This window comes from Actinosynnema sp. CA-299493 (assembly GCF_050946825.1).
Lineage (GTDB): Bacteria > Actinomycetota > Actinomycetes > Mycobacteriales > Pseudonocardiaceae > Actinosynnema.
Map to the genome: position 1 here is coordinate 2,645,131 of NZ_CP191993.1, position 23,926 is coordinate 2,669,056.

The 23,926-nt window shown below is 72.2% G+C and carries 25 protein-coding genes; 11 read left to right on the forward strand and 14 right to left on the reverse strand.

The features are described from left to right. Nucleotides 1–89: 89 nt before the first annotated feature. A complete protein-coding gene (locus ACQPYE_RS12645) occupies nucleotides 90–2,459 on the reverse strand; it encodes a glycoside hydrolase family 65 protein (protein WP_498722893.1) in 2,370 nt (789 codons plus the stop codon). Between the two features lie 23 nt (nucleotides 2,460–2,482). Continuing rightward, the gene (locus ACQPYE_RS12650; RefSeq protein ID WP_498721303.1) at nucleotides 2,483–3,199 is read right to left on the reverse strand and encodes a beta-phosphoglucomutase family hydrolase; all 717 of its coding nucleotides are present in this window, start codon (nucleotides 3,197–3,199) and stop codon (nucleotides 2,483–2,485) included. Nucleotides 3,200–3,269: 70 nt separating this feature from the next. Between ACQPYE_RS12650 and ACQPYE_RS12655 the strand changes: the two genes are divergently transcribed. Continuing rightward, a complete protein-coding gene (locus ACQPYE_RS12655) occupies nucleotides 3,270–4,577 on the forward strand; it encodes an NAD(P)/FAD-dependent oxidoreductase (protein ID WP_498721304.1) in 1,308 nt (435 codons plus the stop codon). Between the two features lie 51 nt (nucleotides 4,578–4,628). Here the strand turns inward: ACQPYE_RS12655 and ACQPYE_RS12660 are convergent, their stop codons facing one another. Then, nucleotides 4,629–4,949 (reverse strand): DUF3140 domain-containing protein, encoded by a 321-nt coding sequence (locus ACQPYE_RS12660; RefSeq protein ID WP_498721305.1) that lies wholly within the window; start codon nucleotides 4,947–4,949, stop codon nucleotides 4,629–4,631. A gap of 108 nt (nucleotides 4,950–5,057) precedes the next feature. Between ACQPYE_RS12660 and ACQPYE_RS12665 the strand changes: the two genes are divergently transcribed. Together ACQPYE_RS12665 and ACQPYE_RS12670 are read left to right on the forward strand one after the other, a co-directional pair. Continuing rightward, the gene (locus tag ACQPYE_RS12665; protein WP_498721306.1) at nucleotides 5,058–5,438 is read left to right on the forward strand and encodes a hypothetical protein; all 381 of its coding nucleotides are present in this window, start codon (nucleotides 5,058–5,060) and stop codon (nucleotides 5,436–5,438) included. Then, nucleotides 5,435–5,575, forward strand: a complete 141-nt coding sequence (locus ACQPYE_RS12670) for a hypothetical protein (protein ID WP_498721307.1) — start codon at nucleotides 5,435–5,437, stop codon at nucleotides 5,573–5,575. The genes ACQPYE_RS12665 and ACQPYE_RS12670 overlap by 4 nt, the downstream gene beginning before the upstream one ends. A 3-nt stretch (nucleotides 5,576–5,578) precedes the next feature. On the opposite strand, the gene ACQPYE_RS12675 is transcribed toward ACQPYE_RS12670, so the two are convergent. Continuing rightward, nucleotides 5,579–6,196 (reverse strand): SRPBCC domain-containing protein, encoded by a 618-nt coding sequence (locus tag ACQPYE_RS12675; protein WP_498721308.1) that lies wholly within the window; start codon nucleotides 6,194–6,196, stop codon nucleotides 5,579–5,581. Beyond that, a complete protein-coding gene (locus ACQPYE_RS12680) occupies nucleotides 6,193–6,537 on the reverse strand; it encodes an ArsR/SmtB family transcription factor (protein WP_230570683.1) in 345 nt (114 codons plus the stop codon). Before ACQPYE_RS12680 ends, ACQPYE_RS12675 begins: the two co-directional genes overlap by 4 nt. Before the next feature lie 116 nt (nucleotides 6,538–6,653). Here ACQPYE_RS12680 and ACQPYE_RS12685 point away from each other — a divergent pair, with 116 nt between their 5' ends. From ACQPYE_RS12685 to ACQPYE_RS12695, 3 genes are all read left to right on the forward strand, one after another. Then, complete coding sequence (locus ACQPYE_RS12685; RefSeq protein ID WP_498721309.1) at nucleotides 6,654–7,301, forward strand: hypothetical protein; 648 nt, start codon at nucleotides 6,654–6,656, stop codon at nucleotides 7,299–7,301. A gap of 201 nt (nucleotides 7,302–7,502) precedes the next feature. Then, a complete protein-coding gene (locus ACQPYE_RS12690) occupies nucleotides 7,503–8,423 on the forward strand; it encodes a sunset domain-containing protein (protein ID WP_498721310.1) in 921 nt (306 codons plus the stop codon). 83 nt (nucleotides 8,424–8,506) lie between these two features. After that, a complete protein-coding gene (locus tag ACQPYE_RS12695) occupies nucleotides 8,507–9,271 on the forward strand; it encodes an ATP-binding protein (RefSeq protein ID WP_498721311.1) in 765 nt (254 codons plus the stop codon). 35 nt (nucleotides 9,272–9,306) lie between these two features. Here ACQPYE_RS12695 and ACQPYE_RS12700 read toward each other — a convergent pair whose 3' ends face one another. The 4 genes from ACQPYE_RS12700 to ACQPYE_RS12715 all read right to left on the reverse strand — a co-directional run bounded on the left by ACQPYE_RS12700 (nucleotide 9,307) and on the right by ACQPYE_RS12715 (nucleotide 12,176). Beyond that, nucleotides 9,307–9,654 carry an STAS domain-containing protein gene (locus tag ACQPYE_RS12700; protein ID WP_498721312.1) on the reverse strand — a complete coding sequence of 116 codons (348 nt, stop codon included), beginning with the start codon at nucleotides 9,652–9,654 and terminating at the stop codon, nucleotides 9,307–9,309. Between the two features lie 131 nt (nucleotides 9,655–9,785). After that, complete coding sequence (locus ACQPYE_RS12705; RefSeq protein WP_498721313.1) at nucleotides 9,786–10,790, reverse strand: C40 family peptidase; 1,005 nt, start codon at nucleotides 10,788–10,790, stop codon at nucleotides 9,786–9,788. A gap of 139 nt (nucleotides 10,791–10,929) precedes the next feature. Next, complete coding sequence (locus ACQPYE_RS12710) at nucleotides 10,930–11,301, reverse strand: DUF397 domain-containing protein (protein WP_498721314.1); 372 nt, start codon at nucleotides 11,299–11,301, stop codon at nucleotides 10,930–10,932. Beyond that, nucleotides 11,301–12,176 (reverse strand): helix-turn-helix domain-containing protein, encoded by an 876-nt coding sequence (locus ACQPYE_RS12715; protein ID WP_498721315.1) that lies wholly within the window; start codon nucleotides 12,174–12,176, stop codon nucleotides 11,301–11,303. The genes ACQPYE_RS12710 and ACQPYE_RS12715 overlap by 1 nt, the downstream gene beginning before the upstream one ends. A 144-nt stretch (nucleotides 12,177–12,320) precedes the next feature. Here ACQPYE_RS12715 and ACQPYE_RS12720 point away from each other — a divergent pair, with 144 nt between their 5' ends. Beyond that, on the forward strand, nucleotides 12,321–12,860 hold the full coding sequence (locus ACQPYE_RS12720) for a Scr1 family TA system antitoxin-like transcriptional regulator (protein WP_498721316.1): 540 nt from the start codon (nucleotides 12,321–12,323) through the stop codon (nucleotides 12,858–12,860). Here the strand turns inward: ACQPYE_RS12720 and ACQPYE_RS12725 are convergent. Continuing rightward, a complete protein-coding gene (locus ACQPYE_RS12725) occupies nucleotides 12,837–13,730 on the reverse strand; it encodes a PfkB family carbohydrate kinase (RefSeq protein ID WP_498721317.1) in 894 nt (297 codons plus the stop codon). The genes ACQPYE_RS12720 and ACQPYE_RS12725 overlap by 24 nt on opposite strands. Before the next feature lie 134 nt (nucleotides 13,731–13,864). On the opposite strand from ACQPYE_RS12725, the gene ACQPYE_RS12730 reads away from it, so the two are divergent. Beyond that, nucleotides 13,865–15,157, forward strand: a complete 1,293-nt coding sequence (locus ACQPYE_RS12730) for a lytic polysaccharide monooxygenase (RefSeq protein WP_498721318.1) — start codon at nucleotides 13,865–13,867, stop codon at nucleotides 15,155–15,157. Then, the gene (locus ACQPYE_RS12735) at nucleotides 15,157–15,702 is read left to right on the forward strand and encodes a hypothetical protein (protein WP_498721319.1); all 546 of its coding nucleotides are present in this window, start codon (nucleotides 15,157–15,159) and stop codon (nucleotides 15,700–15,702) included. Before ACQPYE_RS12730 ends, ACQPYE_RS12735 begins: the two co-directional genes overlap by 1 nt. A gap of 10 nt (nucleotides 15,703–15,712) precedes the next feature. Here ACQPYE_RS12735 and ACQPYE_RS12740 read toward each other — a convergent pair whose 3' ends face one another. From ACQPYE_RS12740 to ACQPYE_RS12755, 4 genes are all read right to left on the reverse strand, one after another. Continuing rightward, nucleotides 15,713–16,756, reverse strand: coding sequence for a LacI family DNA-binding transcriptional regulator (locus tag ACQPYE_RS12740; protein WP_498721320.1), 1,044 nt, complete (start codon nucleotides 16,754–16,756; stop codon nucleotides 15,713–15,715). Nucleotides 16,757–17,272: 516 nt separating this feature from the next. Beyond that, the gene (locus ACQPYE_RS12745; protein ID WP_498721321.1) at nucleotides 17,273–18,091 is read right to left on the reverse strand and encodes a carbohydrate ABC transporter permease; all 819 of its coding nucleotides are present in this window, start codon (nucleotides 18,089–18,091) and stop codon (nucleotides 17,273–17,275) included. Further along, nucleotides 18,088–18,942 carry a carbohydrate ABC transporter permease gene (locus ACQPYE_RS12750; protein WP_498721322.1) on the reverse strand — a complete coding sequence of 285 codons (855 nt, stop codon included), beginning with the start codon at nucleotides 18,940–18,942 and terminating at the stop codon, nucleotides 18,088–18,090. Before ACQPYE_RS12750 ends, ACQPYE_RS12745 begins: the two co-directional genes overlap by 4 nt. Next, nucleotides 18,942–20,237, reverse strand: a complete 1,296-nt coding sequence (locus ACQPYE_RS12755; RefSeq protein WP_498721323.1) for an extracellular solute-binding protein — start codon at nucleotides 20,235–20,237, stop codon at nucleotides 18,942–18,944. Before ACQPYE_RS12755 ends, ACQPYE_RS12750 begins: the two co-directional genes overlap by 1 nt. Before the next feature lie 193 nt (nucleotides 20,238–20,430). Here ACQPYE_RS12755 and ACQPYE_RS12760 point away from each other — a divergent pair, with 193 nt between their 5' ends. Both ACQPYE_RS12760 and ACQPYE_RS12765 read left to right on the forward strand, forming a co-directional pair. Next, nucleotides 20,431–21,420 (forward strand): LacI family DNA-binding transcriptional regulator, encoded by a 990-nt coding sequence (locus tag ACQPYE_RS12760; RefSeq protein WP_053716050.1) that lies wholly within the window; start codon nucleotides 20,431–20,433, stop codon nucleotides 21,418–21,420. Beyond that, nucleotides 21,414–23,774, forward strand: a complete 2,361-nt coding sequence (locus tag ACQPYE_RS12765; RefSeq protein WP_498721324.1) for a beta-xylosidase/alpha-l-arabinosidase — start codon at nucleotides 21,414–21,416, stop codon at nucleotides 23,772–23,774. Before ACQPYE_RS12760 ends, ACQPYE_RS12765 begins: the two co-directional genes overlap by 7 nt. The last annotated feature ends 152 nt before the right edge of the window (nucleotides 23,775–23,926 follow it).

Consider the following 23,926-nt stretch of genomic DNA (forward strand, 5'->3'; position numbering starts at 1 on the left):
GCCACCACCCCCCAGTTGGCCGCCTGACAAGTCCCGGCCGGGCTCCCCTCCCCCCAAGAGTCCGGCCGGGCACCTCATCCCCGATCTTCTTACGGCGCCGCGCTTTCCGTTCCGGGCTCTCCCGGAACACCTGTGAACGGCACGCGGACCGACGGCGACCTGCGGGCCGGCGCGCGGTTCGGCGGCTGGCGCAGCTCGGGCGGTTCGGGCGCGTCCGGTGTGGACATCGTGATCGACGTGCCCGGCTCGACCACGATCGGCTCGCCGTGGTGGTGGGCGCGCAACGCGTCGCCCGCGACGATCCGGTAGGTGGCCGAGCCCTCCTCGACCTCCACCGCGAACCGGGTGCCGCGCCACGTCATCCGGAACGCCATCCTGGTCAGCCCCGGCGGCAGGCGCGGCGCGAACGACAGCTCGCCGCCGTGGTCGCGCATCCCGCCGAAGCCGGCCACCAGCGCGATCCACGCGCCCGCCAACGACGCCATGTGCAGTCCGTTGTGGACGTTGCGGTGCAGGTCGTGCAGGTCGGTGAACGCCGCCTCGGCCAGGTAGTCGTAGGCCAGCCCCGACGCGCCGACCTCGGCCGCCAGCACCGCCTGCGTGCCGGCCGACAGCGACGAGTCGCGCACCGTCCGCGGCTCGTAGTAGGCGAAGTTGCGCGCCTTCTGCGCGGGCGTGAACGCGTCGCCGCGCACGTGCATGGCCAGCACCAGGTCGGCCTGCTTGACCACCTGCTTGCGGTACAGGTCGAAGTACGGCCGGTTGAGCAGCAACGGGTACTCGTCGGAGTCGGTGCCCTCGAAGTCCCACTCGGCGTGCGAGGTGAACCCCTCGCTCTGCTGGTGCACGTCGAGCAGCTCGTCGAACGGGATCCGCATCCCGTCGGCGGCCTCGCGCCAGCCCCGCGCCTCCTCGGCGGTGACCTCCAGCCGTTCGGCCACGTCCGGGCACCGGTCGCACGCGTCCGCCGCGCCGCGCAGGTTCTCCTGCGCGATGAGGTTGGTGTAGACGTTGTTGTCCACCACGGCCGAGTACTCGTCCGGGCCGGTCACGCCGTCGATGCGGAACCCGCCGTGCTGGTCGTGGTGGCCGAGCGAGGTCCACAACCGCGCGGTCTCGACCAGGATCTCGGCGCCGCACTCGCGCTCGAACGCCCGGTCGCCGGTCGCGTTGACGTACTGCGCCACGGCGTGCGCGACGTCGCCGTTGACGTGGAACGCGGCCGTGCTCGCCGGCCAGTACGCCGAGCACTCCGCGCCGCTGATCGAGCGCCACGGGAAGGCCGCGCCGCCCTGGCCGAGCACCCGGGCCCGCTCACGCGCCTTGTCCAGCGTCGAGTGCCGCCACCGCAACGCGTCCCGCGCGGCCTCCGGCACGGTGTAGGCCAGCACGGGCAGCACGAACATCTCGGTGTCCCAGAACGCGTGCCCGTCGTACCCCGGCCCGGTCAGGCCCTTGCCGGGGATCGCCCTGGTCTCGCCGCGCACCGCCGCCTGCATGATGTGGAACAACGCGAACCGCAGCGCCTGCTGGAGCTCGTCGTCGCCGTGCAGCTCGATGTCCGAGGCCTCCCAGAAGTCGTCCAGGAACCGCCGCTGCTCGGCCAGCAGCCCCTCCCACCCGGTCTGCCGCGCGCCCGCCAACGCCGCTTCGACCTGCGCGCGCAGCGCGGGCACCGACCGCTGCGCGGACCAGCCGTAGCCCAGGTACTTCACCAGCCGCAGCCGACCACCCGCCGGCACGTCCACGGCCGCGGTGAAGCGGGCCAGGTCGCCCTCGGCGCGGATCTCGGTGCGCACGCCGTCGTCGACGTGCAGCTCGTGGTCCATCGCGGCGGCCATCCGCAGCTCGGAGTTGCGCGCGTGGTGCGCCAGCACGGCCCGGTGGCCCTCGGCGTGCGCGAAGTCCGCGACCAGCGGCTCGTTCAGCGCCGCGGCCACCCGCGGGTCGTCGCCCTCGTTCTCGACCGGCTCGTTGGCCAGCAGGTCGGACTGCACCACCAGTTGCAGGTCCTCGGTCGGCACGACCTCGTAGTGGATCGCCGCGACGGCCCGCTGCGTGAGCGACACCAGCCGCTCGGTGCGCACGGTCACCCGGCGGCCGGTCGGCGACTCCCACTCCGTGCAGCGGCGCAGCGTCCCCGTGCGGAAGTCCAGCTCCCGCTGGTGCGCGTGCGCCCGGCCGTAGCGCATGTCCAGCGGCTCGTCCCCGACCAGCAGCCGGATCACCTTGCCGTCGGTGACGTTGACGACGGTCTCGCCGGCCTCGGGGTAGCCGTAGCCGGACTCGCCGTACGGCAGCGCGTGCTCCTCGTAGAAGCCGTTGAGGTAGGTGCCGGGCAATCCGCGCGGCTCGCCCTCGTCCAGCGTGCCGCGCATGCCGATGTGCCCGTTGGACAGCGCGAACACCGACTCGGTCCGGCGCAGCTGGTCCACCGCGAGGCCGTCCCAGCGCACCATCCAGGGGTGGACCTCCCAGCCGGTCACAGGAGCTCCGCCAAGTCCTCGACCACCACGTCCGCGCCGTGTGCGCGCAACGCCTCGCGCTGCCCGGTCCGGTCGACGCCCACCACGTGCCCGAACCCGCCCGCGCGCCCGGCCGCCACGCCCGCCAGCGCGTCCTCGAACACGGCGGCGTGCTCCGGGCTCACGCCGAGCAGACGGGCGCCCACCAGGAACGAGTCGGGCGCGGGCTTACCCTTGAGCCCGTCGCGGATGATGACCACGCCGTCCACCAGGGCCTGCACGAACGGGCTCAGGCCGGCCGCGTCGAGGACCTTGCGGGCGTTGGCCGACGACGTCACCACGCCGATGCCCAGCCCTTCGGCCTCGACCGCGCGCAGGTACGGCGCCGTGCCCGGGTAGGGGGTCACGCCTTCGTGTCGGATGATCGCCTCCAGCAGGTCGTTCTTGCGGTTGCCGACGCCGTGCACGGTGTCGGCGTCGGGAGGGTCGTCCGGCCGGCCCTCGGGCAGCGTGATGCCGCGCGAGGCCAGGAACTCCCGCACACCGTCGTAGCGGGGCCGGCCGTCCACGTGCTCCAGGTAGTCCGACTCGGCGAACGGCGGCTCGCCGCGCGGGCGCAACAAGTCGTCGAACGTGCGCCGCCACGCGCGGCGGTGCAGCACGGCCGTGCTCGTCAGCACGCCGTCGAGGTCGAAGAGGCAGGCGGTGATCGCGTCCGGCAGTCCCAGGGCCATGGTCGTTGTCTACCCCTTCCCGGTCCGGGGTACCCGCTGGCGGAACGGACACCGGCGGAGGGATCGAGCCATGGGCAAGCCGCGCGTGCTGGTCGTCGGAACGGGCTTCGCGGGCTACCACTGCCTGCGCACGCTGGAACGCGTGCTCCCGGCCGACGCCGCCGACCTGGTGGCGGTGAACCCCACCGACTACATGCTCTACGTGCCGCTGCTGCCCGAGGTCGCGGGCGGTTCGCTCGACCCGCGCCGGGTGGCCGTGCCGCTGCGGCCCAAGCTGCCGCGCACGCGGCTGGTGCAGGCGCACGCCACCGGGATCGACCTGGCCGCGCGCACGTGCACGGCGGTGGACGTCGAGGGGCGTGAGCAGGTACTGGAGTGGGACCGGCTCGTGCTGACGGCGGGCTCGGTCACCCGGTTGCTGTCGATCCCGGGCGTGGCCGAGCACGCGTTCGGGTTCAAGTCGGTCGCCGAGGCGGTGTTCCTGCGCGACCACGTGCTGCGGCAGGTCGAGCTGGCCGAGCAGGCGAGCGACCCGGCCGAACGGGCGGCGCGGGCGACGTTCGTCGTGGTCGGCGCCGGTTACACGGGCACGGAACTGGTGGCGCAGGGCCAACAGCTGACCCGGTCGGCGTTGCGCGGTCGCAGCGGTTTGTCGGAGTCCGAGGTGAAGTGGGTGCTGGTGGACACGGCCCCACGCGTGCTGCCCGGCCTGGACGACCGGCTGTCCGGGCCCGCCGCGCGGGTGCTGCGGTCGCGCGGCGTGGACGTGCGGCTGGGGACCAGCGTCGAGGAGGTGACCGCGGAGTGCGCGAAGCTGACCGACGGCAGCCGCATCCCGACGCGCACGCTCGTGTGGTGCGTCGGCGTGCAACCGGACCCGTTGGTGAAGTCGATCGCGCTGAGCACGGTGAAGGGCCGGGTGGTGGTCGACCCGACGTTGGCCGTGCCGACGCACCCGCACGTGTTCGCGGCCGGGGACGTGGCGGCGGTGCCGGACGTGTTCAACGACGGCAAGCCGACGCCGATGACCGCGCAGCACGCGCAGCGCCAGGGCAAGCTCGCCGGGCGCAACGTCGCGGCCTCGTTGGGCCACGGCCCGGTGGGCACGTACCGGCACCGCGACCTGGGGTTCGTGGTCGACCTGGCCGGCGCGCAGGCGGTGGCCAACCCGCTGCGCATCCCGTTGACCGGCCTGCCCGCGAAGGCGGTGGCGCGCGGCTACCACCTGCTGGCGATGCCGGGCAACCGGCTGCGGGTGGCCGTCGACTGGCTCACCGACCTCCTCGCCCGCCGTCAGGTGGTGCAGTTCGGGCTTGTCCCCGAGGCGGGCGTGCGGCTGGGGGACGCCGAGAAAGCCGGCGCCGCCCACCGGGGCTGAGGCTCAAGCGGGGGCTGAGGCTCAAGCGGGCCGAGCGGGGCTCAGGCAGGCTCAGGCAGGCTTGAGCGGGTCGTGGCCGATGGACATGAGCCGGTGCCGCCAGTGCGCCTCGCCCGCCGTCGGCTCCAGGTCCTCGCGCCGCTGCGCCCGGACCCGCTCCACGACCCTGCTCATCACCTTGACGTCCTCGGTGGTCAGGTCCGTGCGCCGCTTGCGCAGGACGCGCAGCACGTCCTGGCCGGTCGGCGTGCCGGCCTGGTCGGGCACGGTCTCGCTGTCCTCGTCGGCCGAGCGGGTGCGCAGCCAGTCCTCCAGCTCGTGCGAGGTCATGTTCACCACGCGGTGGAAGTCGTCCCACAAGGTGTCGTTCATGGGGAAGAGGGTTACCGCTGCGGCAGGGGTGAAACGGGCGCGGCGACTTTGCGCGATCCGAACACCCGCCGCACCCGCTCCACACCGTGACCGGTGATCGTGGTCGTCATGAACTCATGGATTCGCTTCGCGGTCGTCGCGACCGCCGCGGTCGGGCTCACGTCCACCGGGGTCGCCGCCGCGCAGGACGCCACCTACGCGCCCATCACGATCAGCCCCGACCGGGTGAAGAAGCTGTGCGAGGAGCGGGCGCCGAAGGTGGAGGACCGCATCGCGCGGCTCACCACCCGCATCAACGGCGGCCCCGACGTGGCTGGGTCGACGGCCTGGCTGCGGGCACGGGCGCAGCAGGCGCGCGACGCGGGCGACACCGCCCGGGTCGAGCGGCTGGACCGGCGGTTGCAGCGGCGTGACGGGCAGGTGGCCAAGCTCGGTGACGCGCAGCGGCGCGTGGACGAGTTCCAGGCCGAGCACTGCGGCGTCAAGTGAGGGCCGTGATCGCGGCCGCCGTGCTGCTGTTCGCGGTGGTCGGGTGCCGCGCCGACGACGCCGCGCCCGCGGACCCCGGCTTCGACGGGATCGAGTCGACGCTGGACGACGTCGAGGCCGAGGTCTCCGAGCCGTAGTCCTCAGCCGGCGTCCGGGGTGTACTGGGCCTTCGCCATCGTCAGCGCCCCGGACAGCTCCTCCGCCGAGGCGGTGCCCGACTCGGCGACCACCGCCGCCCACGCGTCGATCGACCCGGCGTTGAACCGCCGGGTCTCCGGCGCGTCGGCGGCGGCGACCGGGTCGAACCCGTCCCGCACCTCGCCCGCGAGGTACAGGCCCAGACCGAGGAGCCCGCCGTCCCAGCCGGGACCGACGTAGAGCGCGCCCGCGCCGCTGCCGGCGATGGCCTTGGGCACGGTGTGCTCCAGCTCGACCGTGGTCCGCTCGGCGTCCTCCTCGGTGAGGCGGAGTTCCACGATGCTGGTCTCGGCGCCCCACGTCAGCCGCAGCAGCTTCGGCGGAGCGCAGGTCAGGACGTTGCCGCCCGCGTTGCCCTCGACCTGGAAGCTCCCGCCCTCGCGCAGGTCGCCGCTGACCGGCAGGAACCAGCGCTTGAGCCGGTCCGGGTCGGTCACCGCGTCCCACACGTCGGCTGCCGCCGCGTCGTACGTGCGCCGCAGCAGCACGCCGATCGTCTCGTCCGCGCCCGCGCGCACCCCGCGGTGGATGGCCTTGAGCTGGTCGGCGATGTCGATCACTGTTGTTCCTCCTTGAGTCGCCTCTCGCGCTTCCCGCGCGCGAGTTCGGTGGCAAGCGCGTCGAGGTGCCCGCTCCAGAACCGCCGGAACCGGTCGAGCCACTCGTCCACCTCGCGCAGGCCCTGGTCGTCCACCGCGTAGAGGCGCCGGGTGCCCTCCGCGCGGACGCGGGCGAAGCCGTTCTCGCGCAGCACCCGCAGGTGCTGGGAGACCGCGGGCTGCGAGATGCCGAACTCCCGGCGGACCACCTCGGTGACCGCGCCGGAGGTCAGCTCGCCGTCGGCGAGCAGCTCCAAGATGCGGCGACGGACCGGGTCGCCGAGGACGTCGAACGCGTGCACGACCAGCATCTTTCAGTCTGAGCTTATATAAGTCAAATCTAAGACTCGGGAATTGTCGGTGGTCGGTGGCACTATCTCGAACGGATGTTCGGTACGCGTTCGAAGGGAGCCATGCGATGCGAGTTCGACTAGATCCCCGTCAGTGGCCCGGCCGTGTCATCCCCGAGACGGACGCCGAGATCGACACGGCGGTCGAGGCGCTCTGCCTGCGTGCGACCTGGCCCGATGCCCACCGCGCCGCCGTGCGCCGGGTCGTCGAGCCGTGGTTCGCCGAGGGGTGGAGCGTCGATGCCCTGCTCGCGGCGGTCGACCGCAGGCCTGACGGCACCAGGCAGGGCAGCCCGAGAAGCCGCGACCAGGTAGCGCACGACTTCCTCCGTGCGCGGCTGCGGTCGTGGTGGCAGGGGGGCGCGCGGCGTGCGCGCCCCCCGGTGGCGGGTATGACGCTGGGCGCCTGGTGGCGCGTCAACCGGCGCAACGCCCGCCTGACCGAGCCGCGTGCCCGGCGGCCGTTGAGCGCGGCGGGCAGCCTGGCGCGCGAGCAGTCGCGGGAGCGGGTGCGCGCGCGGCTGAAGGACCCGGTGGCGCGGGCGCGCGAGCTGGCGCGGCGGCGGCAGGAGGTGCTGGACGGTCTGCTGGTGCCGGGGCAGCGGGTCCCGACGTTCGACGACGCCCGCACACTGCTGGCCGACGTGCGGCTGCCCGCGCACCCGGTGTGCAGTCGGTGCGGGTGCAGGCAGGGGGTGCTGCCGAACGCCGCTTGACACGTCCTTAGTCTGTGGTTCCCGACACGGTGAATTCGGCCGACGGGTCGTGTGCTTTCGGGTCGAGCTGGTGGCGTGGCGTCGTGACTTCGGGTGGCAACGCCCGCGATGCCCGACCTGCGGACCGAGGGCGTGCTCGGCCTGTCGCGACGCGTCCGGTCGACGTCCCTGTTCCGCAAGCTGTGGCCGTAGGAGTTGGCAGTGTCCTGGTTGTTCACCATCGTCCTGTGCGTGGCGGCGTTCCTGGCGGGCGCGGCCGTCGTCTGGCTGCGCCTCAACCCCACCATCCGCGACCTGCGCGCCCGCCTGACCGAGCCGGCCGCCTCCGAGCCCACCGACTCGAAGCCCACCGCCACCGAGCCCGCCGCGACCCCTGTCGCTGTCGCCGTCGCCGAGGTGCCGGCCGCCGAAGCCCTCCCGGCACCGGCCGAGCCCGCCAAGCCCGCCGAAGAACCCGAGACCGTTCCGGAGCCGAAGGCCACCCAGGAGCCCGAGCCCGAGATCGCCGCGGAAGCCGAAGCCCTTCAGCCCACCGCGGAACCCGCCCCCGCCGCCGAGATCGCCGCGGAACCCACCCCGACCGCTCCCGCCGCCGAGGAACCGATCGCTCCCGCCGTCGAGGTCGAGGAGCCCGTGCCCGCTGCTGCGGAAGTCGCTCCGGTCGCGCCCGTGGCCGAGGAACCGATCGCTCCCGCCGTCGAGGTCGAGGAGCCCGTGCCCGCTGCTGCGGAAGTCGCTCCGGTCGCGCCCGTGGCCGAGGAACCGATCGCTCCCGCCGTCGAGGTCGAGGAGCCCGCCGTCGCCGTCGCCGTCCCGGTCGCGCCCGTGGCCGAGGAACCCGTTACCCCCGTCGCCGAGGTCGAGGAAGCCGTCGAGGAGCCCGCGCCCGTCGTCGTGCCCGCCGCAGTCGCCCCCGCACCGGTCGCCGTCCCCGTTCCCGTCGCGGTGGGTGAGTCGGTGGAGGTCAAGGCGAACTCCAAGTCGATGATCTTCCACACCCCCGAGTCGCCGTACTACAAGCGCATGAAGGGCGACGTCACCTTCAGCTCGGTCGCCGAGGCCGAGAGCGCCGGCTACACCCAGTGGACCCCGAAGCCGAAGGTCGCCTCGCCCGTGCGATGAGGTCGGCCCTCCGAACCGACCGCGCGTCGCGACCAGGCGAATAGGGTTGCACCGCTCGGGTATCCACCGAGCGGGGTGACCTGATGCCAACGCGAGACCGTGGGCGGAGAGCCGGCAGCGTCGCCGCGCTCACGCTCCACCGCACGGACATCGACGGCGCGGCGGTGGTGCGCCCGACCGGCCGGCTCGACCTGACGACCTACCGCGACCTGCGCGACGGGCTGCTCAAGTGCGCCGTGGACGAGCCCACCGCCGTGATCGTGCGGCTCGGTGACGGTTTCGAGTGCGCCACGCCCGCGTTCATGGCGGTCTTCGCCACGGTCGGCCTGCGCGTGGCGCAGTGGCCGGGCGTGCCGGTGATGCTGGTCGGCGAGTCACCCGGCCACCGCCGTGCGCTCGCGGCCGGCGCCACGGGCTCGGTGCCGCGGTTCACCGCGCTGACCACCGCCCTGGCCGCCGTCGAACGCCCGCCCGAACGCACGCGCGACGAGACGCAACTGCCTGACTCGCTGCTCAGCGGCCTGCTGGCGAGGCACTTCGTGCGCGAGACGTGCCAACGCCGGCACGTCACCCACCTGGTCCACGACGCCGTCACGGTCGCCACCGAGCTGGTCGAGAACGCCGTCCGCCACACCCGCTCCGCGCCCGTGCTGCGCCTGGAGCTCCGGGACCGGCTGCTGACCGTCGCGGTCCGCGACGGGAGCCCCGACCCGCCTCGGGAGCCGAAGCCCGACCCTCCGCGCCAGGGCGGGTGGGGCCTCACGATCGTGTCGGCGCTGAGCCGCACGTGGGGCTGCTACCCGTGGCCGCACGGCGGCAAGGTCGTCTGGGCCGTCCTCGACGGCTGAACGCCGAGCCCGTCAGCTCGCCTCGCTCAAGCCCGTCAGCTCGCCTCGCTCACCGCCGTGATGATCGTGAAGTGGTCGACGAGGTCCGTCAGCTCCAACGGGTGCAGCACGACCTTCGTCGTCGCCACCAGCCGCAGCGCCGTCCCGGCCGCCTCGCACGCCGACCGCAGCGCGATCAGCAGGTTGATGCCGGTCGACCCGAGGAACGTCACCCCGGACAGGTCGAGCACGAGGGCCCGGCTCGCGTCACCGAGCCGCTGGTGGACGTACTCCTCGACCGCGGGCGCCGTCGCCATGTCCAGCTCGCCGGCCACGGCGACGACCACCACGCCTTCGGACACCTCGCGCGCCGTGAGCGTGACGGCATCGGTGAAATCGTCCATGTCCACCCCTGGGTGTGGTCGGCAGGTGCGGCTGCTGCTCAACCGCGTCCAGCCTAGGCCCAGGAGAACTGTGAGCGCCCGTCAGGACCGGTGCAACTCGTCGCCGGCCCGTGACCTGCCCGGGTGCGGGCTCAGCCGACCACGCGCCGGATGACGTCCACCGGTCCGATGGACTCGATGTCCTGGACCTTCACCGGCACGCCCTCGGTGGACGCGTGCACGGCGCGGATGCCGTCGATCGCCATCGCCACGTGCGTCTGGCCGGAGTAGTAGATGATCAGGTCGCCGGCCTTGACGTCGTTGCGCGACACCTGCCGGCCGATGGTGGCCTGGCTGTAGGTGGTGCGCGGGATCGCGATGCCGGCCGCCCGGTACGCCGCCTGCATGAGGCTGGAGCAGTCCCAGGTGTTCGGGCCGTTCGAGCCGTACACGTAGTCCTTGCCGCGCTGGGCCAGCGCGAACGCCAGCGCCTCGCCGGCCTTGCCCGCCGGGACGGGGATCGCGCTCATGTCGCCCGCGTTGTTCAACGCCGCCCGCTCCGCCGAGCTCAACGAGCGGTAGGCCTCGCGGGCTTCGGTGATCTGCCCGTCCAGCGCGGCCTTGCGCTGGTCGATGTCCACGATGGCCTTGTTCGCGACGTCGGCGGCCTCGGTCGCGCGGCGGGCGGCGTCGTTGGCCAGGTCGACGGCGTCGCTGAGCCCCTGCAGGGCTTCCGCGTTGTCGCCCGCCAGCACGCCCAGCGCGGACATGCGGTTGAGGAAGTCCTGCCGCGAGTCGCTGACGAGCAACGCGGACAGCTGGTTGAACCGCGCTCCCTCGAAGGAGGCCTCGGTGAGCAGGTCGACCTGGCCGCGCAGCGCTTCCTGCGCCTGCTGGGCCGTGGTGATGTCGCGGTTGGCCTGGTCGAGCGTGCCCTGGGCGTTGGACAGCGTCTCCTGCGCGCGCAGGTGCTCTTCGTTCAGCGCCTCGGCCTGGTGGGAGAGGTCGTTGTACTTCCGCAACGCGGCCGAGGCGTCGGACGGCGTCTCGGGGTCGGCGGCGGCCTGGGGGAGGGGCATCGCGGCGCCGAGCAGCGCGGAGACGGCCGTGGCCGTCAGGGCTGCGCGGGCGGTGCGCTGAGCGGATTTCGACGCCACGGTTCGCGCGATCCTCCTTGAGCCGGGTGGGTCCCCGAACGGGTTACACCCGTCCAGGGTCTCGGACAGGTTACGGAACCGGCTGGTGCCCGTCCATGAGGGGTCCGGTTCCAGCGCGTTCCCGGGCAGGTCGCGGTCGTCAACTCGCCCGGGAGACGACGGCGGAGTGGGTGAACTCGCCCGCGCGCACGCCCCGCATGAACATCTCCCACTCGCCACGCGTGTAGCGCAGCTCGCCGCCGTCCTCGCCCGCACGCAGGATCGCGCCGCCGCGCGGCGCGGGCAGCACGGCCAGCACGCCGTCCGCCTCGACCGCGCCCGACAGCAACTGGCGCAGGAAGTCATCCCACGCCGGGGCCTGCACGGTCAGCACCGGTCCGCCGCCCTGGTCCTTGGTGTCCCGCACCTGGACCACGTCACCGTCGAACCTGACCTCGACGCAGTCACCCGACGCCGTGCTGAAGCTGCTCTTGAACCAACCACGCGCCGTGGCCGAGGGGGTGTGAGGCATCAGAACCGCTCCATCTCGTGGTAGACCGCGTCGATGAACTCGCGCGAGTCGCGGTCGCCGAGCGCTCGGTCGAACGTCTCCGCGAAGCTCGCCGTCGACTCGAGTATCACTTGGTGCTTGTCGATGATGACACCGCTGATCGCTGTCTCCTGGTACATCAGGTCGCCGAGCCTGTTGGAGCGAAAGGAAAGGATCTTCAACGCCGCGCCGAGCAGCGGGTGCGCCCCCACCGCGAAGGGGATGACCCGCACCCGGACGTGACCGCCCTTGCGGTCGAGGACGTCCAGCAGGTGGGCGAGCTGCCGGCGCATCACGCGGGGGTCGCCGACGAGCTGCCGCAACGCGGCTTCGCCCAGCACGACGTCGAGCCGCACCGGGTGGTCGCCGTCCAGCCGGCCCTGCCGCGCCAGCCGCGTCTCCAACCTCGGGCCGACGTCGACCGGCCGGATGTACGGCGTGCCCGCCCGCACCACCGCCCGCGCGTAGTCGGCGGTCTGGAGCAGCCCGGGGATGATGTCCGGCGCGTACTCGCAGACCTTGGCCGCTCCCGCCTCCAACCCCAGCAGCCGCAGGAAGTCGTCCGAGTAGAGGCGGGCGTAGTCGTACCACCACTCGCGCCGCTCGGTCTGCGCCCGCAGCGCCTCCAGCCCGGCGCGATCGTCCTCGGTCAGCTCGTAGGCGTCGGCGAGGTCGCCGAGCTTCGCCGCCGTGAGCCGCCGCTTGCCGGACTCGATCGCGGACAGGTTCGTGCCGCCGATGCCCGTCGTCCTGCCGACCGCCGCCGCCGTGAGCCCGAGCCGTTCCCGGTGGTCCCGAAGCAGCAGCCCGAGTTCCCACGCCTGCACCGTGCTGGAGATCGGGGCGTCGTCGCCCATGTCCTCGTCCCGTCGGATCTGGTGGCCCGGAGCGGTGCAGAGGGTAGCGACACCGCACCCGTCCGGTGAGTCGACATCGGGATAATTATCAATATAGCTTCGGATCACGCACGCGATGTGTCTCGCAGCCGAGGTGATGACCTGATGGACCACAAGCCGACGCTGCGTGGCCGCCTGCTCGGCCTCGAACTGCGCCGGGTCCGCGAGGCCGCAGGTCTGACCGTGGCCGAGCTCGCCTCGCGGACCAGGCAGTCGCCGCAGCGGATCCAGCGGCTGGAGGATGGCATCGCCGCCTCGTCGCCCCCCGATCCCACGATGTGGTGCGCCTGGGGCGCCGAGGCGACCAGCGTGATCAACGTGCTGTGCCGCACCGCCGAGCGGATCGACGTCTACGCGCCGCTGGGCATCCACCCGTCCCTGGCGCAGCTCGACGCCGACCGCTGCACGGCCTACGTGCTGGAGGGCTTCGCCGTCGACCGCGCCGACGTCACGGTCCGCGTCATCCCGCACGGGACCGAGCACTGCCCCGGGGCCGAGCACCCGTTGACCAGGTTCGTCCTCGCGGACGGCCCGGACGTCGTCTTCTACGCCTACGTGCACCGCGCGATGTTCACCGAGGACCCGGGCCACCTCCGCCCGGCGCACCGGTTCTTCCGGTACCTAGCCGAGCTGACGGGCTCCTAGCGCGAGCCCGTCGAGGTCCGTCCGCCCGCCGGGGTGGCCCACCGCGCGGCCCGCGGCGGCCGTGGCCAGCCGACCCGCCTGCTCGGGGTCGTCACCGCGCACCAGCGCCACGGTCAGCGCGGCCACGAACGCGTCGCCGCCCCCGGTCGTGTCCACGACCTCCTCGTCGGTCAACGGGATCACCGCCGACCCCTCGCCCCAGGTCAGCACGTTCGCCTCGCCCGGCACCTCCAGCGCCACCACCGACGGCCCGCGGGCCAGCAGCTCCCGTCCCGCCCGCACGGCCGCGTCCGCCCCGGTGATCGACCGCCCTGTCAGCACCTCCGCCTCACGGTGATCGGCGCGCACCACGTCCGCCGCGGCCAGCAGCTCGGCCGCGCGCCCGTCCGGCGCGCCGTCCAGCACGACCAGCCCGGTCGCCGCGCGCACCGCAGCCAGCGCCGCCTCGGCGGGCTGCTGCAACTGCACGACCACCGCGTCCGCGCCGGCCAGCGTCGACGCCGCCGCCCGCACGTCGTCCGCCGTCACCAGGGTCGGCCCGGGGACGTCCTCCAGGTACCGGTACCCGCCATCGCACACGACGTCCACGATAAGGGCCGTCCGGACGCCCGACCGGCACACCACGGCGGACGTCGCTACGCCGTCCGCGTCGAGCCGCTCGACCAGCAGGCGGCCTTCCCGATCGTCCCCCACGACGCCGACCAGCGCGGCCGTCGCGCCGAGCTGCCTCGTGCCCCGGGCGATGTTCGCGCCCTTCCCGCCGAGCATTTCGCGACGTTCCAGGACCTCCGCGCGGGCACCCGGTCCGGGCACCTCGGGCACCACCAAGACCAGGTCACGGGCTATCTGACCGACCACCGCGATGCGCATGGTCGAGCGGTACCCGGTGGGCACCAGTTGAAACGGGCCGTTGACGTGGCGTCACCGGTAATGCGATCGTGATTCTGGGAGCGCTCCCAGTCCTGTGGTTTCACAGATCACCGTCGATCTGAAGGAGAAGGTCCTTGCGACTCAAGCGCTTTGGGGCGTTGGCCGTTGCCGCGCTCGGTATCGTCGGTGTGACCAGCGTCTTCGTCCAGAGCGGCGTGGCGTTGGCACACGGGTCGATGACCTACCCCGCAAGCCGCACCTACGCCTGCTACGAAGACGGCAGGGCCGGTAGCGGCGGCGGCGACCTGAACCCGACGAACCCGGCGTGCGTCGCCGCGGTGCAGATCGGCGGGAAGCAGCCGCTGTGGGACTGGTACGGCAACCTGATCAGCCTGGCGGGCGGCAAGCACCGCGAGATCATCGCCGACGGCGACCTCTGCGGCCCGACGACCAAGTACGACGCCTACAACCTGACCCGCGCCGACTGGCCGACGACGACGTTGCAGGCCGGCGCGCGGATCAACTTCAAGTACAACGCGTGGGCGCCGCACCCCGGCACCTGGGACCAGTACGTCACCAAGGACGGCTTCGACGTCACGCAGCCGCTGAAGTGGTCGGACCTGGAGCCCGTGCCGTTCGACAGCATCACCAACCCGGTCGCGGCCGGCGGCGAGTACTCCTGGAACGGCACCCTGCCCAACAAGAGCGGTCGCCACGTCATCTACTCGATCTGGCAGCGCAGCGACAGCCCCGAGGCGTTCTACAGCTGCTCGGACGTGATCTTCACCGGCGGCAGCAGCGGCGGTGACACCCAGGCGCCGACGGCGCCGGGCACGCCCACCGCGACCGCCACCGCGAACTCGGTGGCGCTGAGCTGGTCCGCGGCGTCGGACAACACCGGCGTGAGCGGCTACCAGGTCTACCGCGAGGCGGGCGCCACCGACGTGGCGGTCGCGACGAGCTCGGGCACCACGGCCACCGTCACCGGCCTGACCGCCGACACCGCGTACCAGTTCTACGTGGTGGCGCGGGACGCGGCGGGCAACACCTCGCCGCCGTCGACCGCCGTGTCGGTGCGGACCGGCACGGGCGGCGGCACGACGCCGGGCGCCTGCGCGGTGACGTACAACGTGCCCAGCTCGTGGTCCGGCGGCTTCACCGCCAACGTGTCGGTGAAGAACACGGGCACGAGCGCGGTCTCCGCGTGGCAGCTGGTCTGGGACCTCCCCGCGGGGCAGGGCATCGGCCAGGCGTGGTCGGCGGAGGTCGCCGTCGCGGCGGGCAAGGCCACCGCGAAGGGCGCCAGCTGGAACCAGAACATCCAGCCGGGCCAGACGGTGAGCTTCGGGTTCAACGGAACGTCGCAGGGGACGCCCACGAACCCGTCGTCGTTCGCCCTCAACGGCGCTTCCTGCGCCGCGGCCTGATGTTGGGGCGGTGCGCGGCCCTGGTCGCGCTCCTGGTGGGGTCGGTCGCCTGTTCTTCGGCGGCGACCGACTCCACCGGCCTGGGCTCCACCGCCCTCGGCCCGCCGCTGGGCACCCCGGCGGCGGTCGGGGAGTGGGTGCGGGAGAAGACCGGGCAGTGCGACGACGTGGTCCCCCGGACGATGGAGGAGTTCGCCGAGTTCGTCGGCCCGCTGCGGGCGAAGCTCTACGCGCCGTACGTGGCGGAGTGGGCGACGTGCGAGGCGGGGCCGTACGAACGGCTCGGGCTGGTGGTGTTCCAGCGCGAGAAGCTGCCGGACTTCCAGCGCTCCTGGCAGGGGGCGCTGGCCGGTGGCGAGGTGTCGGACAACCCGGACTTCGGGTTCGGCAACGGCTTCGCGTTGAGCGGCACGCTCGGCCTGGAGCTGTTGGGACTGCACGAACTGCGTTGCACACCGGTGGCGCCCGGTGCGGACGTGGGGCACACCCTGCCCGCGGAGGCGGACGGGTGCACCTACGTCCAGAAGCCGGGCCACCACCACTAGAGGCGGCTCGTCAGCGTGGCGCGGCGGTGCTCTGACGCACCACCAGCGTGGTGGCAAGCTCGATACGGCGGTGTTCGGGCTCTTCGCCACGTGCCAACGTGATGGCGAGACGGGTGCCCGCCGCGGCCATGTCCTGCAGCGGCTGCCGGACCGTGGTCAGCGGCGGGCCCACCCACTGGGCGACCGGGAGGTCGTCGAAGCCGATGACGCTGAGGTCCTCCGGGATGCGCAGGCCGGCCGCGCGGGCGGCCTCGTAGACGCCGAGGGCTTGCAGGTCCGACCCGGCGAAGACCGCCGTCGGCGGGTCCGGCAGGTCGAGCAGCGGTGCGAACTGGGCGCGCCCGGACTCGACGTGGAAGTCGCCGTACCGGACCAGGGTCGGGTCGTAGTCCAGGCCGGCGGTCTCCAGCGCGGCGCGGTAGCCGTCCACGCGGGCGCGGCTGCACAGGACCCGTTCCGGGCCGCCGATCATGGCGATGCGGCGGTGGCCGAGCTCGATGAGGTGGCGGGTGGCGGTGAGGCCGCCGTTCCAGTTGGTGGCTCCTATCGAGGGCGTCTCCAGCTGGGGTTCCCCGATCGGGTCGACCACGACGACCGGGATGTCCCGCGCGCGCAGCTTCGCCAGCTGCGAGGACGTGAGGTCGGAGAAGACGGAGATCACGGCCAGGGGCTTGCGCGCGATGACGCCTTCGAGCCAGCCGTGACCGGGGGTGAGCCTGCCCTGCGACTCCGACAGCACCAGCGCCAGGCCCTGCTCGGAGGCGACCTGCTCGGCGCCCCGGATGATCTCCAGCGCCCAGGCGCTCTCCAGCTCGTGGAACATCAGTTCCACCAGGTTGGACCGCCGCGACCGCTCGTCCGCCCGCCTCTGGTAGCCGTGCCGCCGGATGATCGCCTCGACCCGTTCGCGGGTGTGCGGCGCGACGTCCGCGCGACCGTTCATCACCTTCGAAACAGTCGGAACCGAGACCCCGGCTTCGGCCGCGATGGCGGCAATGGTGATCTTGCCTGGGGCTGTGCCATCCGAGGGTGACGGGTCGGCTTTGGTCGGCATGGGGGCAGTCTACGGCAGCCCCGCCCAGTTCTGGCCGCTAGACGCGGGGGAGCGGTGGTGGGTTGTTCGTCACTTGGAGTGTCCGTAACACGTTCGAAACGTTCGACATCTGGTTCGAAACTGTCGAATGTCCGGTTGCTCCCACTCGGCCGCACCGCCGAGGTTACCGCAACGAGGCACCTCTCCGGCCCGCCGCCGACCTCGCCCACGCCTGTCCCGAACGTCGAATTCACCCGTCCTGAACGTAGGACTCTCGCGACGTGAACGTACGACTCTCGCGAGAGTCCTACGTTCGGAACGCGAGAGTCCTACGTTCGGAACGCGAGAGTCCTACGTTCAGAACGGGTGAGTTGAGCGTTCGGGACGGGTGGGGAGGGCTCGGGCCCGCGGGAGAGTGGGCGGGCCCGAGCCCTCGCCGGAGCGTGGCTCCGCCGCCGCCGCGGGTGCGACGGCGGCGGAACCGGTGACCGGAACGGGTGGGCCGTCGGGCATGAGCGTCCCACCGGTCCGGACGTGCTACTTGCCGAAACCGGCCGTGAGGCCGCTGAGCAGGAACCGTCGCCCGATCAGGTACACCGCGAAGATCGGCAGCACGGACAGCGTCACGGCCGCGAGCAGCGCGGGCACGTTGGTGCCGAACTGCCCCTGGAAGTCCCACAACCCGAGGGTGAGCACCCGGGACGACTCCGACTGGGTGAGCACCAACGGGAAGAGGAACCCGTTCCACGCGTTGAGCGCCGTGTAGACCACGACGGTCATGATCGCCGGCCGCGCCAGCGGCAGGACCAGCGACACCAGCACCCGCAGCGGGCCCGCGCCGTCGATGGCCTGCGCCTCGTACAGCTCACGCGGCACGTCGCGCAGGCTGTTGGTCAGCACCAGCATCGCCACCGGCAGCGCGAACGCGGCCGTCGGCAGGATGATCGCGGTCAACGTGTCGTACAGCTGCATCCGGGTGATCATCAGGTACACCGGGATGATCGTGGCCTGCGCGGGGATCGCGAGCCCCATCAGGATGAGGGTGAACCCGCGCTGCACGAACCGGCTGGTGTTGCGCACCACCGCGTACGCGGCGGGCACCGTCACGAGCACCACGATCGCCACCGTCGCGACGGTCACGATCACGTTGTTCAGCAGGTACTGGCCGAAACCGCCGGTCAGCACGGTGACGTAGTTGTCGAACGACAGCGCGTCCGGCAGCTCCCACACGCTCTTGCCGAGGTACTCGGCGCGAGTGCGCAGCGACACCGTGACCAGGTAGAGCAGCGGTCCGACGACGATCGCCAGCCACACCAGGGCGAACAGCCCGGCGGGCCAGTTGGGACGAGACTTCACGACCCCTCCTGCTGGCTGCTCATCTGGCGGAACCCGCTCCAGCGCATGACCAGGAGCGACAGCGCCGTGCCGAGGACGACCAGCACGACCGCGATCGCGCTCGCGTAGCCCATCTCGAACCCGCTGAAGCCGGTGATGTACATGTGCAGCGGCAGGATGCGGGTCGCGGTGCCCGGTCCGCCGTTGGTCAGGATCAGCACGGTGTCGAACGTGGTCAGCGAGCCGACCAGCATCAGCACCGACGACGTGACGATCGTGTAGCGCAGCTGCGGCAGCGTGATGTGCCGGAACTTGCTCACCCGGGAGGCGCCGTCGAGGGTCGCCGCCTCGTACAGCGAGGGCGGCACCGCCCGTGCCGCGCCCTGGTAGAGCAGGGTGTGGAACGGGATGAACTGCCACGAGATCACGAGCACCACCGTGTAGAGCGCGATCTCGGGGTCGCCCAGGAACAGCGGACCGCCGACGAACGCGCCGAAGTTCGGCTCGAGCAGCGCCTGCCACAACAACGCGATGGCGGCCGTGGACAGCAGCAGCGGGAGGAAGAAGATCGAGCTGAGCACCGCCCGGGACCGCTGCTTGCCGGCCGCCCAGACCCCGATCAGCAACGCGATCGGGGTCTGGACGAGCCACGACACGACCATCAGCACCAGGGTCCGCCACACCGAGGCGCGCGCCTCGGCGTCGTCGAGCAGCCGGGACCAGTTCTCGCCCCCGTTGAGCGCCGGTGAGCCCAGACCGTCCCAAGCGGTGAAGCTCAGGTAGATCACGAGCAGCATCGGCAGCGCGGCGAACAGGGCGAAGAACGCGAACGCCGGCACGGCATACCAGGCCGAAGGCCGCTGGGACGACATCAGCGCGCGGCCACCGCGTCGACGAACTGCTGCGGCGAGACCTTGCCCAGAAAGAACTCCTGGAGCTGGGTCAGCATGAAGGTCGCCTGGTCGGCGGGCAGGTCCTGGTCCCAGGACAGCTGGAAGTTCTTCGAGTCCAGCACGAGCTCGTAGATGAACGAGGCGTACTCCGGGTTCGGCGACTTCTTCAGCTTCTCCTCGGCGCCCACCACCGGCGGGACGTCACCGGCCTCGATCAGCGCCTCGACGTAGGAGTCCTTGTTCAGCTCGGTGGTGACGAACTTCTTGGCCGCGTCCAGGCTCTTGGAGTCCTGGGTCGCCGAGTAGAAGTTGCTCACGTTGCCGACGAGGTTGCCCGCGTCGCCCTTGCCGCCGGGGACCGACGGGAACGCCACCCAGCCCAGGTCGCCGTTCTTCACGAAGTCCGGGCTCTGGTCGAGCTGGTTGGTGTACTCCCACGAGCCCATGAGGTGCATGGCGGCCTTGCCCTGCGCCAGGATGGTCGACGCGCCACCGGCGTCGTAGCCGACCGAGGCGAAGCTGCTGCCGAACGCGCCGCGGTCGATGAGGTCCTTGAGCTTGGTCATGGACTCGACCACGGCCGGGTCCTTCCAGCCCTCGGGGCCCTTGTCCCGGATGTTCTTGAACACGTCGGGGCCGGCGACGCGGTCGAGCACGTACTCGGCCCACATCAGCTCGGTCCACGCCTGCGTGCCGGCGAGGGCGATCGGGGTGATGCCCTTGGCCTTGAAGGTGTCGACGGCGGTGAGCAGCTCGTCCCACGTCGTCGGCGCCTTCGCGCCCGCCTCGGAGAAGACCTTCTTGTTGAAGAACAGCAGCACCGGCTGCATGCCGCGCATCGGCACGCCGTAGTACTTGTCACCGAGCTTGGCGCCGTTCAGCACGCTGGGGATGAACGAGTCCTTGACGGCCTTGTTCTCCTCCAGCACGGAGGTCAGGTCGGCCACCTTGCCGGCGTCGACGTACTCCTTGAGGTTGCCACCGCCCCAGTTGAAGAACAGGTCGGGGGCCTGCGGGGAGCCGATGGCCACCCGGAGCCGCTGCTTGTACGGGTCGTTGCCGAACGTCTCCAGCGAGGCGTTGCCGCCACCCGCCTTGAACGAGTCGATCGACTTGTTCTCGATCTTGTTGAGGACCGGGTCCTCGAGCGCCCAGATCTTCAGGGCGCCGCTGGTGGTCTCGCCCGGACCGGACGTGCCACACGCGGACACCACTGCTGTCACGGCGACGAGCCCCATCGCGATGAGGGGACGCACCCATGAACGGCGGGACATGCGACCGCCACCCTTCTGCCACGCTGCGGATTTGTTCGTGGCATCGAAACATTTCGAAACATCCACGACTTGCGCAGACCTTAGGCCCGTGTCCAACCGGTGTCAAGCGTCACCATTCGGCGTGTCCGGGTGATGTTTCTGCACGTCAGGAGGTCACTCTTGTGTTTCGATCGAGTTTCGATACTATCGGCCCATGCGTCGAGCCACGTTGGCCACGATTGCCGCAGCAGCGGGGGTGTCTCTCCCGACGGTGTCCAAAGTCCTCAACGGGAAGGACGACGTCGGCGCGGAGACCAGGGCTCGGGTGCGGCAGTTGCTCGCCGAGTACGACTACGTGCCGGTGGGATCCCGGCGGGCCTCCGGCCACCTGCTGGTGGACCTCGTGTTCACCGCCCTGGACAGCCCCTGGGCGGTGGAGATCATCCGCGGTGTCGTCGACACCGGACTGCACGTCGTGGTGTCGTCCACCGACAAACCCCGTCAGCACACGTCGTGGGCGGCGTCGCTGGTCGAGGCCAGGCGCGCGGGCGCGCTCCTGGTCACCTCCCAGCTGACCGCCGCCGACCGCCGCGTGCTGGCCAACTCCCGCATCCCCGTCGTGGTCATCGACCCGGTCGACCTGCCGCAGCCGAACGTGCCCAGCGTCGGCGCGACGAACTGGGCCGGCGGCCTCGCCGCCACCGAACACCTCCTGCGCCTCGGCCACCGCCGGGTCGGCGTCATCGGCGGACCGGCCGGGATGCTGTGCAGCCGCGCGCGGGTCGACGGCTACCGCGCCGCGCTGGACCGCGCGGGCATCGCGTTCAACCCCGAGCTGGTCAAGCACGGGGACTTCAAGCACGAGGGCGGGTTCCGCCGCGCGGCCGAGCTGCTGGCGCTGCCGGACCGGCCGACGGCGATCTTCGCCGGCAACGACGAGCAGGCTTTAGGCGTGATCGAGGCGGCCCGCGTCGTCGGGCTGTCCGTGCCGCACGACCTGAGCGTGGTCGGCTTCGACGACCTGCCGGTCGCGGTGTGGTCCTCGCCCGCCCTCACCACCGTGCGCCAACCACTCACCGAGATGGGCCGCCACGCGGGCCGGATGCTCGCCGACCTGATAGCGGGTCGCCCCGTGGAGACCGAACGGGTGGAACTGGCCACCGAACTCGTCGTCCGATCGTCAACGAAGGAGCCGCCGTGCTGAACCCCTGGGCCGATCCCGGAAGGCCGACCGGTGAGCGGGTCGCCGCCCTGCTGGCCGAGCTGACCCTGGAGGAGAAGCTGGCCCAGCTGGTGGGCGTGTGGGTGGGAATCTCCGAGGGTGAGGAGGTCGCCCCCGCGCAGCACGAGTTCGCCGAGCCGCTGCCGCCGTGGGACGAGCTGACCAAGCCCGGCCTCGGGCAGCTGACCCGCGTGTTCGGCACCGGGCCGATCGACCCGCTGGTGGCCGCGAAGGTGCTGACCGAGACGCAGCGCAAGCTGGTCGCGAACACCCGGTTCGGCATCCCCGCCATGGCCCACGAGGAGTGCCTGTCCGGCTTCACCGCCTGGCAGGCCACCGTTTTCCCGACCCCGCTCGCGTGGGGCGCGTCCTTCGACCCGGAGACGGTCGAGCGGATGGCACGCGAGGTCGGTCTCGTGATGCGCGACGTCGGCGTCCACCAGGGATTGGCGCCGGTGCTCGACGTGTCGCGCGACCCGCGTTGGGGGCGCACCGAGGAGACCATCGGTGAGGATCCGTACCTCGTCGGTCTCCTCGGTGCCGCCTACACCAAGGGCCTGGAGTCCAGCGGGATCGTGGCCACGCTCAAGCACTTCGCGGGCTACTCCGCCTCGCGCGGCGGGCGCAACCACGCGCCGGTCCACATGGGACCGCGCGAGTTCGCCGACGTGGTGCTGCCGCCGTTCGAGATGGCCTTGCGCCTGGGCGGCGCCCGCTCGGTGATGAACTCCTACGCCGAGGTCGACGGCGTGCCGGCGGCCTCGGACCCGACCCTGCTCAACGACCTGCTGCGGGACCGGTGGGGCTTCACCGGCGTGGTCGTCGCGGACTACTTCGCGGTGTCGTTCCTGGAGACCGCGCACGGCGTCGCCGGCTCGCCCGGTGAAGCCGCCTCGCTGGCGCTGGCCGCCGGCATCGACGTCGAGCTGCCCAGCGTGCGCTGCTTCGGCGAGCCGCTGGCCGAGCTGGTGCGGTCCGGCCAGGTCGACGAGGCGCTGGTGGACCGCGCGGTGGTCCGCGTGCTGACCCAGAAGTGCGAGCTCGGCCTGCTGGACGAGGGCTGGCAGCCGGAGTCGCCCGCGGTGCTGCGCGGCGAGCCGGTCGACCTCGACCCGCCCGCGCTGCGCGACCTGGCCCGCACGATGGCCGAGCGCTCCGTGGTGCTGCTGGACAACGCCTCCGGCGTGCTGCCGCTGACCGGCGCCGGCAAGGTCGCCGTGGTCGGCCCGTGCGCGGACGACCTGCTGGCGCTGATGGGCTGCTACGCGTTCCCGAACCACGTGGGCGTGCAGCACCCGGACGTGCCGCTGGGCGTCGAGATGGACACGATGGTCCAGGCCGTGCTGAAGGAGTTCCCGGGCGCCGAGGTGTCCACCGCCAAGGGCTGCGAGGTCGACGGCGACGACCGGTCGGGCATCGAGGACGCCGTCGCGGTGGCGCGCGAGGCCGACGTGGTGCTGGCCGTGCTCGGCGACCGGGCCGGGCTGTTCGGCCGCGGCACGTCCGGCGAGGGCTGCGACGCCGAGGACCTGAACCTGCCCGGCGTGCAGGGCGAGCTGCTGGACCGGCTGCTGGCGCTGGGCGTGCCGGTCGTGCTGGTGCTGCTGACCGGTCGCCCGTACGCGCTGGGGCGCTACACCGGGCCCGTCACGGGCGCGGACGCGCCGGCCGCCGCCGGGGGAGCGACCGCGCGGCCCGCCGCGATCGTGCAGGCCTTCTTCCCCGGTGAAGAGGGCGCGGGCGCGGTCGCCGGCGTGCTCAGCGGGCGGGTCAACCCGTCCGGCAAGCTGCCCGTGCAGGTGCCGCGCGGTTCCGGCGGCCAGCCGACCACCTACCTGCACCCGCCGCTCGGCGGTCCGGGCGGGGTCAGCTCGGTCGACCCGTCGCCCGCCTACCCGTTCGGGCACGGCCTGTCGTACACGACGTTCGAGCTGTCCGACTTCGCCGGTGGCGCGGAGTTCCCGGCCGACGGCGAGGTCGAGGTGTCGTGCCTGGTGCGCAACACCGGTGACCGGTCCGGCGCCGAGGTCGTCCAGCTCTACCTGCACGACCCGGTCGCGAGCGTGACCCGTCCGGTGCGCCAGCTCGTCGGCTTCGCCCGGGTCGAGCTGGAGGCGGGCGCGGCCACCGAGGTGACGTTCCGGCTGCACGCCGACCGCACCTCGTTCACCGGCCGCGACGGCAAGCGAGTCGTCGAGACCGGCCAGGTCGTGCTCCAGGTCGGCCGATCGAGCGAGGACATCCGCTGGGAGCACCCGGTCCAGGTCACCGGTGAGCCGCGCGTGGTCGGGCACGACCGCGTGCTGGTGACCCCGGTGACCACCACGTCACGATGACCCGCTGACCACCACCACCGCGTCACGGTGCAGTGACCCATGAGGTCGGCGCCCTCGCCGGTGCCGCCGGCGCTCCGGGCGCCCGCGGCTCCGGCGACGTGCGGTGGTCCAGGAGCTGGTCGTGGACGCGAGGGGCCTCGGGTCGAGCTACC

Bases quoted from the DNA above. Each gene is read 5' to 3' on its own strand.
- ACQPYE_RS12645 (WP_498722893.1), bottom strand. From the start codon at position 2,459: ATGGTGCGCTGGGACGGCCTCGCGGTGGACCAGCTGCGCCGGACCGAG.
- ACQPYE_RS12650 (WP_498721303.1), bottom strand. From the start codon at position 3,199: ATGGCCCTGGGACTGCCGGACGCGATCACCGCCTGCCTCTTCGACCTC.
- ACQPYE_RS12655 (WP_498721304.1), top strand. From the start codon at position 3,270: ATGGGCAAGCCGCGCGTGCTGGTCGTCGGAACGGGCTTCGCGGGCTAC.
- ACQPYE_RS12660 (WP_498721305.1), bottom strand. From the start codon at position 4,949: ATGAACGACACCTTGTGGGACGACTTCCACCGCGTGGTGAACATGACC.
- ACQPYE_RS12665 (WP_498721306.1), top strand. From the start codon at position 5,058: ATGAACTCATGGATTCGCTTCGCGGTCGTCGCGACCGCCGCGGTCGGG.
- ACQPYE_RS12685 (WP_498721309.1), top strand. From the start codon at position 6,654: ATGCGAGTTCGACTAGATCCCCGTCAGTGGCCCGGCCGTGTCATCCCC.
- ACQPYE_RS12695 (WP_498721311.1), top strand. From the start codon at position 8,507: ATGCCAACGCGAGACCGTGGGCGGAGAGCCGGCAGCGTCGCCGCGCTC.
- ACQPYE_RS12700 (WP_498721312.1), bottom strand. From the start codon at position 9,654: ATGGACGATTTCACCGATGCCGTCACGCTCACGGCGCGCGAGGTGTCC.
- ACQPYE_RS12710 (WP_498721314.1), bottom strand. From the start codon at position 11,301: ATGCCTCACACCCCCTCGGCCACGGCGCGTGGTTGGTTCAAGAGCAGC.
- ACQPYE_RS12715 (WP_498721315.1), bottom strand. From the start codon at position 12,176: ATGGGCGACGACGCCCCGATCTCCAGCACGGTGCAGGCGTGGGAACTC.
- ACQPYE_RS12720 (WP_498721316.1), top strand. From the start codon at position 12,321: ATGGACCACAAGCCGACGCTGCGTGGCCGCCTGCTCGGCCTCGAACTG.
- ACQPYE_RS12725 (WP_498721317.1), bottom strand. From the start codon at position 13,730: ATGCGCATCGCGGTGGTCGGTCAGATAGCCCGTGACCTGGTCTTGGTG.
- ACQPYE_RS12735 (WP_498721319.1), top strand. From the start codon at position 15,157: ATGTTGGGGCGGTGCGCGGCCCTGGTCGCGCTCCTGGTGGGGTCGGTC.
- ACQPYE_RS12740 (WP_498721320.1), bottom strand. From the start codon at position 16,756: ATGCCGACCAAAGCCGACCCGTCACCCTCGGATGGCACAGCCCCAGGC.
- ACQPYE_RS12750 (WP_498721322.1), bottom strand. From the start codon at position 18,942: ATGTCGTCCCAGCGGCCTTCGGCCTGGTATGCCGTGCCGGCGTTCGCG.
- ACQPYE_RS12755 (WP_498721323.1), bottom strand. From the start codon at position 20,237: ATGTCCCGCCGTTCATGGGTGCGTCCCCTCATCGCGATGGGGCTCGTC.
- ACQPYE_RS12760 (WP_053716050.1), top strand. From the start codon at position 20,431: ATGCGTCGAGCCACGTTGGCCACGATTGCCGCAGCAGCGGGGGTGTCT.